Origin of the sequence: Kineococcus terrestris, from assembly GCF_041020755.1 — a bacterium.
Lineage (GTDB): Bacteria > Actinomycetota > Actinomycetes > Actinomycetales > Kineococcaceae > Kineococcus > Kineococcus terrestris.
This window is the reverse complement of record NZ_JBEUEI010000057.1, coordinates 1-14596: the sequence shown is the minus strand read 5'-3', so window position 1 is coordinate 14596 and position 14596 is coordinate 1. Positions and strand designations below refer to the sequence as shown.

Annotated in this window: 11 protein-coding genes and 1 rRNA gene; 6 read left to right on the top strand and 6 right to left on the bottom strand. The window is 77.6% G+C overall.

The genetic code is table 11. The annotated features are described in order from the left end of the window. Positions 1–6 precede the first annotated feature (6 nt). From rrf to AB8M62_RS19680, 3 genes are all read left to right on the top strand, one after another. Positions 7–123, top strand: a 5S ribosomal RNA gene (gene rrf / locus AB8M62_RS19690). A 1159-nt stretch (positions 124–1282) separates the two neighbouring features. Next, a complete protein-coding gene (locus AB8M62_RS19685) occupies positions 1283–2122 on the top strand; it encodes a hypothetical protein (protein ID WP_369070630.1) in 840 nt (279 codons plus the stop codon). A gap of 2 nt (positions 2123–2124) precedes the next feature. Then, positions 2125–2640, top strand: coding sequence for a DUF6912 family protein (locus AB8M62_RS19680; protein WP_369070629.1), 516 nt, complete (start codon positions 2125–2127; stop codon positions 2638–2640). A gap of 42 nt (positions 2641–2682) precedes the next feature. Here the strand turns inward: AB8M62_RS19680 and AB8M62_RS19675 are convergent, their stop codons facing one another. Beyond that, positions 2683–3177 (bottom strand): DUF2505 domain-containing protein, encoded by a 495-nt coding sequence (locus tag AB8M62_RS19675; RefSeq protein ID WP_369070628.1) that lies wholly within the window; start codon positions 3175–3177, stop codon positions 2683–2685. A gap of 102 nt (positions 3178–3279) precedes the next feature. Here AB8M62_RS19675 and AB8M62_RS19670 point away from each other — a divergent pair, with 102 nt between their 5' ends. Continuing rightward, positions 3280–8328, top strand: a complete 5049-nt coding sequence (locus tag AB8M62_RS19670; RefSeq protein WP_369070627.1) for an NAD-glutamate dehydrogenase — start codon at positions 3280–3282, stop codon at positions 8326–8328. A 65-nt stretch (positions 8329–8393) separates the two neighbouring features. Then, positions 8394–9914, top strand: a complete 1521-nt coding sequence (locus tag AB8M62_RS19665) for a sensor histidine kinase (RefSeq protein WP_369056557.1) — start codon at positions 8394–8396, stop codon at positions 9912–9914. A gap of 102 nt (positions 9915–10016) precedes the next feature. Here the strand turns inward: AB8M62_RS19665 and AB8M62_RS19660 are convergent, their stop codons facing one another. Further along, positions 10017–10265, bottom strand: coding sequence for a WhiB family transcriptional regulator (locus AB8M62_RS19660; protein ID WP_369056552.1), 249 nt, complete (start codon positions 10263–10265; stop codon positions 10017–10019). 394 nt (positions 10266–10659) lie between these two features. On the opposite strand from AB8M62_RS19660, the gene AB8M62_RS19655 reads away from it, so the two are divergent. Further along, positions 10660–11043, top strand: coding sequence for a hypothetical protein (locus tag AB8M62_RS19655; protein WP_369070626.1), 384 nt, complete (start codon positions 10660–10662; stop codon positions 11041–11043). A 19-nt stretch (positions 11044–11062) separates the two neighbouring features. On the opposite strand, the gene AB8M62_RS19650 is transcribed toward AB8M62_RS19655, so the two are convergent. The 4 genes from AB8M62_RS19650 to AB8M62_RS19635 all read right to left on the bottom strand — a co-directional run bounded on the left by AB8M62_RS19650 (position 11063) and on the right by AB8M62_RS19635 (position 14412). Beyond that, positions 11063–11965: a SigB/SigF/SigG family RNA polymerase sigma factor gene (locus tag AB8M62_RS19650; RefSeq protein WP_369070625.1), complete on the bottom strand. Its 903-nt coding sequence runs from the start codon at positions 11963–11965 to the stop codon at positions 11063–11065. After that, positions 11962–12381, bottom strand: coding sequence for an ATP-binding protein (locus AB8M62_RS19645; RefSeq protein ID WP_369070624.1), 420 nt, complete (start codon positions 12379–12381; stop codon positions 11962–11964). Before AB8M62_RS19645 ends, AB8M62_RS19650 begins: the two co-directional genes overlap by 4 nt. 82 nt (positions 12382–12463) lie before the next feature. Further along, the gene (locus tag AB8M62_RS19640; protein WP_373695017.1) at positions 12464–12952 is read right to left on the bottom strand and encodes a GNAT family N-acetyltransferase; all 489 of its coding nucleotides are present in this window, start codon (positions 12950–12952) and stop codon (positions 12464–12466) included. 68 nt (positions 12953–13020) lie between these two features. Next, a complete protein-coding gene (locus tag AB8M62_RS19635; protein ID WP_369070622.1) occupies positions 13021–14412 on the bottom strand; it encodes an FtsK/SpoIIIE domain-containing protein in 1392 nt (463 codons plus the stop codon). Positions 14413–14596 lie beyond the last annotated feature (184 nt).

Genomic DNA, 14596 nt, shown 5'->3' with positions numbered 1-14596 from the left:
CCGTGGTCCGGTGGTCATAGCGGTGGGGAAACGCCCGGCAACATTCCGAACCCGGAAGCTAAGCCCACCAGCGCCGATGGTACTGCCCGGGAGACTGGGTGGGAGAGTAGGACACCGCCGGCCACACACCCGTAGAAGGGGGTGCGGGTCCAGGGTTGTTCCGGTCCCTCGCGGGAACGGGCACCCTGGACTCGCACCCCCTTTCTCGCGTTCCTGCGGAACAAGGTGGGGCGCGGGCCTGCTGGACAACCTGAACAGCGACGAGCGAGGTTCGGGCGCGAGCCCGGACGACGGAGGCGAAGCCGACATGGCCGCAGGAGACGAGCGGGACCGCCCGCGCCGCGACGACGCGGGGCGCGGTCCCCGCCGGGACGGCGACCGCACGCAGGGTGGACGCGCCGCGTCCGGCTCCTCCTGGCGCTCGTCCTCCCCGGCTACCGGGCGCCGGTCCGCTCCCGGTGGTCGTGACTCGTCTCCCCGGCGTGGAGCCTCCACCGGCGGGACCGGCCGTCCGGGTCGCGCGACCCGCGACGCCGTCGGCGACCAGCGGCGCTCCGACCGGGCACCGCGCGCCGCGTCGCAGGACGGCCGCTCGCGCGGGCAGTGGAACAGCGATGACCGTCCGCGCACCGACCGGTCGCGGGACGACCGGCCTCGCAGCGGTGGGTACCGCGACGACCGGCCCCGCACCGACCGCCCCCGTGACGACCGTCCGCGCGGGCAGTGGAACAGCGACGACCGGCCCCGCGACGACCGACCGCGGGGGCAGTGGAACCGCGACGACCGCCCCCGCACGGATCGTCCCCGTACGGACCGCTCGCGTGATGAGCGACCCCGCAGCGGCTGGAACCGCGACGACCGTCCTCGTGCGGGGCGACCGCAGGACGACCGGCCCCGCGGGCAGTGGAACCGTGACGACCGGTCGCGCACGGACCGCCCGCGCGAGGACCACCCCCGCAGCGGCTGGAGCCGCGACGACCGCTCCCGCACGGACCGCCCGCGCGAGGACCGCCCCCGCACGGACCGCCCGCGCGAGGACCGCCCTCGCAGCGGCTGGAACCGCGACGACCGTCCGCGTGGCGACCGCCCGGACCGTCCGGCCGGGAGCGGTGGCCGTCCCGACCGGCCCGCGCGCTACGACGACCGCTCCGGCCGACCCGTCCGCGACGACCGCTCCGGCCGACCCGTCCGCGACGACCGCTCCGGCCGACCCGTCCGCGACGACCGCTCCAGCCGTGCCGTCCGCGACGACCGCCGGCCCGGGCCCCGCGGCGACCGCCCCGTGGCGCCGCGGATCCCCGACGAGATCACCGGCCGGGAGCTGGCCGTCGACGTCCGCAAGTCGCTGCAGTCCCTGACCGCGGAGAACGCCGACGTCGTCGCCAGGCACCTCGTGGCCAGTGGTCAGCTCGTCGACGTCGACCCGGAGGCGGCCTGGCAGCACGCCCTCGCCGCCCAGCGCCGCGGCGGTCGCGTGGCCGCCGTCCGCGAGGCCGGTGCCATCGCCGCCTACAGGGCCGGGCACTTCCGCGAGGCCCTGGCGGAGCTGCGCACCGTGCGGCGCATGACCGGCGACGACAGCTACCTGCCGCTGATGGCCGACTGCGAGCGCGGCCTGGGCCGTCCCGAGCGGGCCATCGACCTCTCCCGCGCGCCCGAGGTCGAGAACCTCGACGCCGCCGCCCGCGTGGAGATGCTCATCGTCGCGGCCGGTGCCCGCGCCGACCTCGGCCAGCACGACGCGGCCGTCGTCGCCCTCCAGGTGCCGCAGCTGCGCACGCGCACGAAGGCGCCCTGGCGCGCCCGGCTCTGGTACGCCTACGCCGACGCCCTGCTCGCGGTCGGCCGCGACGCCGAGGGCCGCGAGTGGCTCGAGCGCGCGGCCGAGGCCGACACCGAGGGCGAGACCGACGCCGCCGAGCGGCTCGAGGAGCTCGATGGGCTCGTCTTCTCCGAGGAGGAGTTCGAGGACGACGAGCTGGACGACGAGCAGGACGAGGACGAGCAGGACGAGGACGAGCAGGACGACGGGCCCGGGGACGACGGGCCCGGGGACGACGGCCCCGGGGACGACGAGCCCGACGCGGAGGACGAGGCACCGCGAGCGGGCGGGGAGTCCTGAGCGTGCGCGTCTACTGGCCGACCACGCTGACGGAGCTGGCGCGGGTGGTGCCCACGGGCACGCTCGCGCCGGCGCCCGTCCCGGTGCACGCCGTCACGCCCGCGCTGCGGGACTGGTACGCCGACGCCGACCCCCGCGACCTCGAGGAGGAGCTGGAGTACGTCGCCCTCGGTGACGCGGCGGAGCGGTCCCTGCGCGCCCTGGCCGCCGAGGGCGGCCGCCGGCGCGTCGTCGTCGCCCTCGACGTGCCGGAGACGGCGGCGGCGGCCGACCGGGGGTCCTGGACGGACGCCCAGCGCTCCCGCGTGGACCTGCGGGTCCCGCTGGAGCTCGGGCAGGTCGTCAGCGTCCACGTCGACGACGCCGAGGCCGAGCCGGACGTGGCGGCCGCCCTGGCGGCCCTGCCGGCCGCCGACGCCGGTGACGAGGCCGCCCGCGAGCGGGTCGAGGACGTCGAGGGCCACGAGCTGCTCTGGTACGACGCGACCGAGCTGCCCCTGCTGCTGGCCCTGGGCTGAGCGACCTCCGGGCCCGTCCGGCAGGACGGGCCCGGGCGGGTCTCAGCGGCGGCGCAGCCGCTCGGCGGCCGCCTCGGCCTCCGCGCGCACCAGGCTGGTCACCACCGGCGCCACGGCCCGCTCGACGGCGCGGCCGAGGAACGGCACGTCCACCCGCAGCTCGCCGTCCACCTCGTGCCGCGTGCCGCCGGGCACGGGCCGCAGCGACAGGTCCGCGCGCAGCGCCACGGGCGCCCCGCGCACCGTCAGCCGCAGCGCGCCCGTGCGGGCGCCGTCCGCGGCCGGCGGCCCCCAGCGCTCCTCCTGCTCCAGGACGGCCGTCTCGCCGACGAAGCGGCGCGCCGCGTCCGGCAGCTGGTCGGTGGGCACGGACCGCGAGGTCCGGACGACGACCTGCCCGTCCGACTCCTCCACCTCCACCGAGCTGCTCAGCGCCCCGGACGCCGCGGCCCGCTCCCGGGCCAGGCCCGGGTCGGTGAGCACCGCGAAGACGGCGTCGGGGGCGGCGTCGAACCGCGTGTCCTCTCGCACCTGCACGCCCCGATCCTGCCCGCAGGCCGCGCGCGCCGCGTCCGCGGGTCGCGGGCCCCGGCGCGGGACTAGGGTCGAGGAGCACGCCCGCGGCCCCACGGAGTCCCGATGACGCTCAGCCCCGCGCCCGCCCAGACGGCGCCCACGGTCCGGTCCCTGCTGCGCGCGGCGGCGGCCGGGCGCGGTCCCGCCTGGGACGAGGTGGCGCCCGAGGCGCTGGCCGCCGCCACCTCCGCAGAGCGGTTCCTGCTGGACTACTTCGCGCACACCGCCGAGGAGGACCTCCTCGACCGCGACCCCGGCGACGTCGCCGCGGCCGTCCTGTCGCACCTGCGCGCCGGCCTGGTGCGCGAGCCCGGCCGCACCGTGGTGCGCTGCGTGCCCGGCGACGCCTCGGGGGCCGGTTCGGGCCGCACGACGGTGGAGGTCGTCACCGACGACGTGCCCTTCCTCGTCGACAGCATCACCTCCGCCCTCACGCGCGCGGGCCGCGGCATCCACCTGCTCGTGCACCCCCGGCTGGCCGCCCGCCGCGACGAGGACGGGCGGCTGCTGGACCTGCACGACGTGGACACCGCCGCCCCCGACCAGGACGTGGAGTCCTGGATCCGGCTGGAGGTGGACCGCGACGCCGACGAGGCCTCGCGCGCGGCGCTGGTGGCCGAGCTGGAGGACGTCCTCGACGACGTGCGGGCGGCCGTGCGCGGCTGGCAGCCGATGCGCGGGCGGGCCCTGCAGGTCGCGGACGACCTGCAGCTGAACCCGCCGCCGGGCGTGCCCGCCGCGGAGCTGCGCACCGCCGAGCGGTTCCTGCGCTGGATGGCCGACGACCGCTTCACCTTCCTCGGCTACCGCGAGTACGACCTGCGCGACGGGGAGCGGGTCGCGCGCGCCGACGGCTCCACCGGCGCGGCGGGCGAGGTGTACCTCGTGCCGCGCCCCGACACCGGGCTCGGCGTGCTGGCCGACCGCCCGCGCCGGCCCGCGCCCAGCCCGCGCCTGCTGTCCGGGCCGGTGCGGGACAAGGCGTCCGAGCCGCAGGTGCTGCTCATCACCAAGGCCAACGCCCGCGCCACCGTGCACCGGCCGGCGTTCCTGGACTACGTCGGCGTCAAGACGTTCGACGCCGCGGGGCGGGTCACCGGCGAGCGCCGCTTCCTGGGCCTGTTCACCTCCGGCGCGTACACCGAGTCCGTCAAGCGCATCCCGGTCGTGGCGGAGAAGGTCACCGAGGTCGTGCAGCAGGCCGGGTTCGGCTCCAGCGGGCACTCGGCCAAGGACCTGCTGAGCATCCTGGAGACGTTCCCGCGCGACGAGCTGTTCCAGGCGGACACGGACACCGTCCTGCGCACCGCGCTGGCGGTGCTGCGGCTGCAGGAGCGCCGCCGCACCCGGGTGTTCCTGCGCCGCGACGCCTACCGCCGCTTCATGTCGTGCCTGGTCTACATGCCGCGCGACCGCTACACCACGCGCGTGGGCGCGCGGCTGGAGCAGCTGCTGCTGGAGGCCTTCGACGGCGGCGCCAGCGAGCACTCGCTGCGGGTGTCCGAGTCCGTGCTGGCCCGCGTGCACGTCGTGGTGCGCGCGCGCACCGGCGAGGAGCTCGGCGACGTCGACCCGGCCGACCTGGAGGCGCGCGTGGCGCGCGCCGTGCGCAGCTGGGAGGACGACGTCCTCGACGCCGGGCGCGAGCAGCTGGGCGACGACGCGGGCGAGGCCCTGGTGCGCCGCTGGGTGCGCGGGGCGCCGGGCAGCTACCGCGCGGAGGTGCCCGCCGAGCGGGCCGTGCACGACCTGCAGCGCGCCGAGCAGCTGCTCGCCGAGGTCGACGCGCACGGGGGCGGGGCGGACGGCGGGGCGGGTCCCGGGTCGGCCGGCTGGGAGCCGGACCCCGTCCTGGACCTGCGCGACGCCGCCGACGGCGAGCCGCGCACGTGGCGGCTGACGTCCTACCGCACCGCGCCGGTGACCCTCAGCGCCGTGCTGCCCGTCCTGACGGACCTGGGCGTGGAGGTCACCGACGAGCGCCCGCACGTGCTGGAGCGCGAGGACGGGCGGCGGGTGTGGGTGTACGACGTGGGGCTGCGCCTGCCCGTGGACGTGTGGCACCTGGACGCCGACCCGGCGGCGGCGCGCGCCCGCTTCTGCGCGGCCTTCGCCGCCGCGTGGACGGGCCGCGCCGAGAGCGACTCCCTGGCCCGGCTGGTCCTCGTGGCGCAGCTGAGCTGGCGGCAGGTGGCGGTGCTGCGCGCCCTCGTGCGCTACCTGCGCCAGGTGGGGCTGGCCTACAGCCTCGACTACGTCACCGGCTGCCTGGTGGGCGACGTGGGCCTGACCCGGATGCTCGTGCGGCTGTTCGAGGCGCGCTTCGCGCCCGCCCGCCCCGGCCACGAGAGCGAGCGGGCCGAGGTCGTCGACGCCCTCGTGGAGGAGACGCGCGGCGCGCTGGACGCCGTGGAGGGCCTGGACGCCGACCGCATCCTGCGCGCGCTGCTGAGCGTGGTGCTGGCGGTGCTGCGCACCAACGCCTACCAGAGCGGCCCCGACGGGGCCCCGCACGCGCACCTGTCGTTCAAGCTGGACCCGCACCTGGTGGCGGACGTGCCGCAGCCCGTGCCGCACCGGGAGGTGTGGGTGTACTCCCCGCGCGTGGAGGGCGTGCACCTGCGCTTCGGGGAGGTGGCCCGCGGCGGGCTGCGCTGGTCGGACCGGCAGGAGGACTTCCGCACCGAGGTGCTGGGGCTTGTCAAGGCGCAGGTGGTCAAGAACGCGGTCATCGTGCCCACGGGCGCCAAGGGCGGCTTCGTCGCCAAGAAGCTGCCGGACCCCTCGGTGGACCGCGACGCCTGGTGGGCCGAGGGCGTGGCCTGCTACGAGACGTTCATCGCCGGCCTGCTCGACGTCACCGACGACCTGCGCACCGTCGACGGGCAGCGGGTCACGGTGCCGCCGGTGGACGTGGTGCGCTACGACGGCGACGACTCCTACCTGGTGGTGGCCGCCGACAAGGGCACCGCGTCCTTCTCCGACACCGCCAACCGGATCGCGCTGGCGCGCGGGTTCTGGCTCGGCGACGCGTTCGCCTCCGGCGGCTCGGTCGGCTACGACCACAAGGCGATGGGCATCACCGCGCGCGGGGCGTGGGAGAGCGTGCGCCGGCACTTCCGCGAGCTCGGGCACGACGTGCAGGCGGAGCCGACGACCGTGGTGGGCGTGGGCGACATGAGCGGCGACGTGTTCGGCAACGGGATGCTGCTCAGCGAGCAGCTGCTCGTGGTCGCCGCGTTCGACCACCGGCACGTGTTCCTGGACCCCGACCCGGACCCGGCCGCTTCGCACGCCGAGCGGCGACGGCTGTTCGAGCTGCCGCGCAGCTCCTGGAACGACTACGACCGCTCCCTGATCAGCGAGGGCGGCGGGGTGTTCTCCCGCACCGCGAAGTCGGTGCCGGTCAGCCCGCAGGTGGCCCGGCGCCTGGGCCTGGCGGAGTCGGTGACGAGCCTGAGCCCCGTGGAGCTGGTGCGGGCGGTGCTGCGCGCGCCCGTGGACCTGTTCTGGAACGGCGGGATCGGCACCTACGTCAAGGCGTCCACCGAGACCCACGCGCAGGTCGGTGACAAGGCCAACGACGCGGTGCGCGTGGACGGCTGCGACCTGCGGGTGCGGGTGGTCGGCGAGGGCGGCAACCTCGGCCTGACCCAGCGCGGGCGCGTGGAGGCGGCCACCACCGCCCACGCGGGGCGCGAGGGGCGCGGGGTGAAGCTGAACACCGACGCGGTGGACAACTCCGCCGGGGTGGACTGCAGCGACCACGAGGTCAACATCAAGATCCTGCTCGACCAGCTGGTGACGGCCGGGCGCCTGGACGCCGGCGAGCGCGACGCGACGCTGCTGCGGATGACCGACGAGGTCGGGCACCTGGTGCTGCGCGACAACTACGACCAGAACGTCGTCCTCAGCGTGGAGACGACGTTCGCGGCCGGGCTGCTGCCGGCGCACCGGCGGATGCTCGACGTGCTGGAGGCCTCCGGGGCGCTGGACCGGTCGCTGGAGGCGCTGCCGGCCGACGCCGAGCTGGACCGCCGGGCCCGCGAGGGCCGGGGGCTGAGCACGCCGGAGCTGTCCGTGCTGCTGGCCCACGCCAAGATCTCCCTGGGGCGGCGGCTGCTGGACAGCGACCTGCCGGACGAGGAGTGGGTGGCGGCGGCCCTGCGCGGCTACTTCCCCGCCGAGCTGCGCGAGCGGTTCGCCGACGGCATCGGCGAGCACCCGCTGCGCCGCGAGATCGCCACGACCGTCGTCGTCAACGAGGTCGTCGCCACCGGCGGGCTGACGTTCGTGTTCCGGGCCGCGGAGGAGACCGGCAGCGCCCCCGAGGAGGTGGTGCGCGCCTTCGCCGTCGCGCGCCGGGTGTTCGGGCTGGACGAGCGGGCCGCGGCCGTGGAGGCCCTCGACGGGCGGGTGGACGCCGAGGTGCAGTCCGAGCTGCGCCAGCTGCACCAGCGCCTGCTGGACCGCTCGGTGCGCTGGTGGCTGCACGCGCGCCCGGACGGCGTGGACGTCGACGCCGAGACGGCCCGCTTCGCCGGCACCGTCGGCGAGCTGGCCGGGCGGGTGCCCGCGCTGCTGCGCGGCCCGGACGCGCAGGAGGTCCGCGCCGACGCCGAGCGCCTGGCCGGGCGGGGCGTGCCCGAGGAGGAGGCGCTGGCCGCGGCGGCCCTGCTGCAGGTGTACCCGCTGCTGGACGTCGTGGAGGTCGCCGAGCGCACCGGCTGCCCCGCCGAGGACGTGGCCGCCACCTGGTTCGCCGTCTCCGAGCGCTACGAGATCGGCCGGATGCTCGACAGCATCTCCGCGCTCAGCCGCGCCGACCGCTGGCAGTCGCTGGCCCGCGCGGCGCTGCGCGGGGACCTGTACGCGGCGCTGCGCAGCATCGTGACGGCCGTCCTGACCCACGACGCCGGACGGCTGGACGGGCCCGTGCGCGAGCGCGTGCAGGACCCGGTGGCCGCCGTGAAGGCGTGGGAGGGCGCCAACGCCGTCCTGCTGCAGCGGGCGCGGCAGACGCTGCAGGAGATCGCCGCGGCCGAGCGCACCGACCTGGCGGCCCTGTCGGTGGGCCTGCGGACGCTGCGCACGGTGCTGCGGGCGCAGTGAGCCGGGGCGCGGGCGGTCGCCCGGGTCGCCGGGCGGGCGGGCCGTAGGCTGCCCGGGTGCCCACCATGGCTGACCTCCTGCACACCCGGACCGGCCTGGACGGGCCCGAGGCCGAGTGGCTGCGCCTGCTGGTCGGCGACTGGCAGCTGATCTCCGACCTGTCCTTCGCCGACCTGGTCCTGTGGGTGCCCTCGGCGGACCGGCAGCACTTCGTCGCCGTGGCGCACTGCCGCCCCACCACGGGCCCGACGGTGCACTACGACGACGTCGTCGGCTCCGTCCTGGAGCGCGGCCGGCGCCCCCAGGTGGACACGACCTTCGACGAGGCGCGCAGCCTGCGCGGGCGCGACCCGGAGTGGGACGACGACGTGCCGGTGCGCGAGGAGACCATCCCGGTGGTGCGCGAGGGCGTCGTGCTGGGCGTGCTGTCCCGGCACACCAACCTGGCGACCTCCCGCACGCCCAGCCGGCTGGAGCTGAACTACGTCAAGTGCGCCGACGACCTCACCCGCATGATCGCGGTGGGGGACTTCCCGCAGACCGCCGCCCCGACGGGCCCGCGCCGCGGGGCGCCGCGGGTGGGCGACGGGATGCTGCGCCTGGACGCCGAGGGCGTGGTCACCTACGCCAGCCCCAACGCCCTGTCGGCCTTCCACCGCGCCGGGCTCATCGGCGAGCTGGTCGGCGCGAACCTGGCCGAGGTCTCCTCCAGCCTGGCCGCCAGCCACCTGCCCGTGGACGAGTCGCTGCCGCTGGTGGTCACCGGCCGCGCGCCCTGGCGCACCGACCTGGAGACCGACGCGGCGACGCTGTCCATGCGCGCCATCCCGCTGACCCGCCGCGAGGGCGGCGCGGGCCCGGTGCGGGTGGCCGCGCTGCTGCTGGTGCGCGACGTGTCCGAGCTGCGCCGGCGCGAGCGCGAGCTGATGACCAAGGACGCGACGATCCGCGAGGTGCACCACCGGGTCAAGAACAACCTGCAGACGGTGGCGGCGCTGCTGCGGCTGCAGTCGCGGCGCATCGCCTCCGAGGAGGGCCGCTCGGCGCTGCAGGAGGCCATGCGGCGCGTGGAGACCATCGCCACCGTCCACGAGACGCTCTCGCAGGGCATCGACGAGAACGTCGACTTCGACCAGGTGCTGGACCGCTGCCTGATGATGGCCGCCGAGGTGGCCGCCCCCGGCTCCGACACCGGCGCGCCGCGGGTGCGCACGGTGCGCGAGGGCCGCTTCGGGGAGCTGCGCCAGGAGGACGCCACCGCGCTGGCGCTCGTGCTGACCGAGCTGGTCACCAACGCCGTCGAGCACGGCTTCGGCGACGGGGGCTCGGGGACGGTCGTGGTCCGCGTGGAGCACACCGACGCCGACCGCATCGACGTCGTCGTCAGCGACGACGGCATCGGGCTGCCCGACGACTTCCAGGTGGGCCGCTCGGGGCTGGGCACGCAGATCGTGCGCTCCCTGGTGGCCGGCGAGCTGCGCGGGCGCATGGAGTTCGGGCCCAGCAGCAGCGGCGGCACCGAGGTGCGCCTGGACCTGCGGGTGCGGCGCGGCACCTCGCCGATCGGCAGCGTCCGCACCTACTGAGGGCCGCCGAGGGGCCCGCGGCGCGGGGCCCGGACGCGCGAGAGCCCCGGACCGGGCGGTCCGGGGCTCTCGCGGGCGCGCCGGGGCGCGCGGTCCGTCAGCTCAGCTGGCGCGGCGGGCGCGCGCGGCGCGGCGCTTGAGGGCGCGGCGCTCGTCCTCGCTCATCCCGCCCCAGACGCCGGAGTCCTGGCCGGACTCCAGCGCCCACTTCAGGCACGAGTCGACGACGTCGCAGCGGCGGCAGACGGCCTTGGCCTCCTCGATCTGCAGGATCGCGGGACCGGTGTTCCCGATGGGGAAGAACAGCTCCGGGTCCTCGTCGAGGCAGGCGGCACGGTGGCGCCAGTCCATGGGTCCACTCCTTCTAGCGTTGCGGTCTCAGTTCGCTCGCGCGACGAACCCACCGGGGGCGGGAGCGACACGCTGGATCCCTGAGCACCGGCTACGCCGGCGGTGCCGGGACGTCTGGTCACCGGGCCTCGTGAGCCCAGGTGCCACCACGTCGGGGATCGCGTCGGCGTCAAGGTTCACACCTGTCGCGTCCCACCACAAGGGGTCAGGGCTGCGGGGATCGCGGAGGAGCGTGTCGTGTTCGTCACACGCACGTAACACGATGGACCCCTCCCGGCAATCCCGACGCCGCTCGACCCCCTCCGGACGGCGGACCCGCGGGTGTCGGGGGCCGTCGTACCGTGCTCCGGTGACTCGCCTCCAGACTGGGCCCGGACCGCGCAGATCGCCACTCGTGACGCTCGTGGCGCTCCTCGTGGTCGCGGAGGCCGTCCTGCTCGTGGCCGGCGCCGTCTCCGCGCTGCTGCTGTCCGACGGCGACGCCGCCCCCTCCGGGGTGCGCGACGCCGACCTCGTCGCCGTCGGGCTCGTCGCCTTCGCCGCCCTGTTCGCCGCCGGGCTGGGCCTGTGCGCGTGGGGGCTGCACCAGGGCGCCACCTGGGCGCGCTCGCCCGTGCTCGTGTGGCAGGTGCTGCAGCTGGCCGCCGGCCTGCCGGCCTTCGGCGGCGGCGCCGCCTGGCTCGGCGCCCTCGTCGCCGTGCCCGCCGTGCTGGTGATCGTCGGGCTCTTCCTGCCGCCGGTCGTCGCCGAGACCGGCCGCGGCAGCGTCCCGCGCTGAACCGGCCGGCGCGGGGTGCTCAGCGCTCCGGCGGGCCCAGCCCCTCGCGCAGCTCGCCCAGCGTGCGGGCCAGCAGGCGGGACACGTGCATCTGCGAGATGCCCACCTCGGCGGCGATCTGCGCCTGCGACATGCCGCGCACGAAGCGCAGCGCGAGGATGCGGCGCTCGCGGGGGGCCAGCGAGGCCAGCAGGGGCCGCAGCGCCTCGCGGTTCTCCACGTCCTCCAGCCGCTCGTCGGTGCTGCCCATCGAGGCCACGGGGGAGGTCGGCGAGCCGGTGTCCAGCGGCAGCGTGCTGTAGGCGTTGGCCGACTCCAGCACCTCCAGGACCTCGTCCGGGTCGCTGCCGGTGCGCGCGGCCAGCTCGGTCACCGTGGGGGCCCGGCCCAGCTCGTGGGTCAGCTGCTCGCGGGCCTCCGACAGCGCCCGGCCGGCCTCCTGCCAGCGGCGCGGCACCCGCACCGCCCACCCGCGGTCGCGGAAGTGGCGCTTGACCTCCCCGAGCATCGTCGGCACCGCGTACGCGCCGAACGGGACGCCGCGGGCCGGGTCGAAGCGGTCCACGGCCTTCAGCAGCCCGATGGTGGCCACCTGCGTCAGGTCGTCGTGCGGCTCCCCGCGCCCCAGGAAGCGCGCGGCCAGGTGCTCGGCCAGGGGCAGGTGGTGGTGCACCAGCCGCTCGCGCAGCACCGCCCGCTCGGGGTCGTCGGCGGCCAGCTGCGCGTAGCGCGCGTGCAGCTCGGCGACCTCGTCCCGCGCGTCGTCCGGCGCCGCCCCGGGGGCCGCCCCGGGAGCGTCGTGGGGGGTGCCGGCCTGCGGCGGGTCGGCGTCGCCCGGGCCGTCCGGGGCCCGCGGGTCGTGCTCGTGACCGGCGCGCCGCCCGTCCGCGGGCGCCGTGGCGGCGCGCGCGTCCCCGCTCACACGACCTCCGCCGCCGCGCCCGCCGTCGTCCCCGCCAGCCGCGTGTGCCGCAGCACGATCCAGGCCCCGGTGGAGGAGGTACCCGTGAAGACCTCGCCGACCAGCGCCTCCAGCACCGCCCACGCGAAGCTGGAGCGCTCCGGCAGCTCCCGCGCCGGCCCGCGCACCTCCACCTCCAGCGAGCCGTCGCCCAACCGGAAGGTCGCCAGCAGCTCCTGGTGCGCGCTGGCGGGGTCCAGCAGCAGCGTGCAGGCCTCGTCGACGGCGATGCGCAGGTCCTCGATCTCGTCGAGCGTCAGGTCCAGGCGGGCGGCGAGCCCGGCGCTCGCGGTGCGCACGACCGTCAGGTAGGCGGGGTCGGCGGGGACCCTCAGCTCCACCAGGTCGCTGGCCGGTCCTCCTGCGGGGCTCGTCACGGGAGCGTCCTCTCGTTCGCGCGGGCGGGGCGGACCCCGCCGGTCCGCAGCAGCAGCTTCGCAGACGCACAGGGTGCATGGGTCATGACGGTGAGTCACCCCCCGCCAGGCCGGCGAGCCCCGTGCCGTCGAGGCGCCAGACCGTCCACTCGTCCTCCGGCCGCGCGCCGAGGCTGCGGTAGAAGGCGTGGGCAGGAGTGTTCCAGTCCAGCACCCACCACTCCAAGCGCCCGAAGCCCTCCGCGGCGCACACGCGGCCCAGCTCGGCGAAGAACGCCCGGCCCAGGCCGCGGCGCCGGTGCCGCGGGCGCACGTACAGGTCCTCCAGCCACATGCCGCGCCGGCCCTGCCAGGTGGAGAACGTCGTGTACCACAGGGCCATCCCGGCGACCTCGGGCCCGTCGGGGCCCTGCACCTCGCCCAGCAGGCAGCCGATCCCGGAGCCCGGTGCCAGCGCCCGCGCGAAGTCCTCCGCCGTCGCCGTGGCCTGCTCCGCGGCCCGCTCGTACTCGGCCAGCTCGCGCACCACCGCGGCGATCTGCTCGCCGTCGGCGGGGGTGGCGGCCCGCACGGTGACCGGCCCGGCGGGCGCGGTGCCGGGGGCGGGCGGGACGTGCCGGGCGGGCGGGACGGGAGCGCTCACCCCGTCACCGTAGGTGCCACCACCCGCACCGCCGTCCACGCCCCGTCGACCACGACGAAGCCGGCACCGGGGCCGGGGCCGGGACCGGGGGCCGGCAGGGGACGCCGGCCGAGCACCTCGGCCGGCACCAGCGGCCCGCGGCCCAGGAGCACCAGGACGCGGGCCGCGCGCAGCCGCGCCCCGAGCCCGCGGAAGGCGCCGGCGACCTCCGCGCCGCCCGCGCTCGCCACCAGGTGGGCACCGGCGTCCAGGGCCGCCAGCAGCACGTCCTCCAGCGCCGACCCCGGTGGCGGGATCCCGTCGAGCAGCACCAGCGGCCGCGGGACCCCTCGCAGCCGCGCGGCCAGCGCGCCCGCGTCGTGCCCGGCGCCCACCGGCAGCGCGTCCGGGCGCTGCTGCGCCAGCGCCCGCAGCAGCGAGGAGCGGCCGCTGCCGGGCGGGCCGTGCACGAGGACCGGACCCGCCGCGGGGTCGAGGAGCACGGGGCCGCCGTCGTCGCCGCCGTGCCCCAGGAGCAGGGCCGGTCCCGGACCCCCGGGTGCCGAGGGCACCGCCCGCGAGCGCGGCGGCAGCGGCGCCACCCGCAGCCGCGCCGGCGGCCGGTCCACGGCGGGCCCGCCCTGCGCCGGGAGCACCACCTGCACCTCGTGCGCTGTCCCGTCGCGCACCAGCAACCCCCGGCCGGGGACGGCCGCGCGCGGCACCAGTGACACCGGCACCCCCGCCAGGGCCGCGTCGGCGCGGTCGGCCAGCCGCAGGAGCACCACCTCGGCCGCCGACGCCGCCAGCGGGGAGGTCAGCAGCGGGCGGTCACCGGCCACGGCGACGCGCACCCCGGCCGCCGACCCCTCCCGCAGCAGCCGCAGCAGGGCCTCCGCGCCCGTGCCGCCGCCCGCGCCGTCGCCCACCTCCGTCCCCGCCAGCACCGGGGACCACGCCTCCCAGCCGTCCACCAGCAGCAGCACCGGCGGCGCGCCGGGCGGGGCCCCGGGCGGGACGTCGAGGCGCTCCAGCAGCCGCTGGAGCACGCGCGCGGCCCGCCACGGCTCGTGCCGGGCGACCACGGCGCCCGTGCCCGGCAGCCCCGCCAGGCCGGCCAGCGCGCCGCCGCCGTCCAGCACCAGGACGTCCGCGCCCCGCGCCAGGCCCGCGAGCGCCAGCGCGCGCAGCAGCGTGCTGCGGCCGCTGCGCACGGTCCCCACGACGAGCAGGTGCTCACCGCGCTCCAGGTCCCACGCCGCGCGGCCGCGCGCCTGCTCGGCGGGCAGGTCCAGCAGCCCCCACGGCAGCGCGCCCGCGCCCGCGTCCGCGCCCGGCGGTGCGGGCAGGTCCGCGCCGCTGACCCGCGCGGGCAGCGGCGGCAGCCACGGCGCCGGCGGGACCGGCACCCCGCGCCGCGCGGCCGCCCCCGCGGCCGCCGCGACCAGCCGGGCCAGGCCGTCGTCCTCCCGGGACGCGGCGGGGGGGGGGGGGGGGGGGGGGGGGGGGGGGGGGGGGGGGGGGGGGGGGGGGCGGGGGCGGGCGGGGGGGGGGGTGTGCTCCTTAATCTCACAACGAGAGCAGCGGACCCCC

Excerpts from the sequence above, each read along its gene's own strand:
- AB8M62_RS19670 (WP_369070627.1), top strand. The coding sequence starts at position 3,280 with ATGACGCTCAGCCCCGCGCCCGCCCAGACGGCGCCCACGGTCCGGTCC.
- AB8M62_RS19665 (WP_369056557.1), top strand. The coding sequence starts at position 8,394 with ATGGCTGACCTCCTGCACACCCGGACCGGCCTGGACGGGCCCGAGGCC.
- AB8M62_RS19660 (WP_369056552.1), bottom strand. The coding sequence starts at position 10,265 with ATGGACTGGCGCCACCGTGCCGCCTGCCTCGACGAGGACCCGGAGCTG.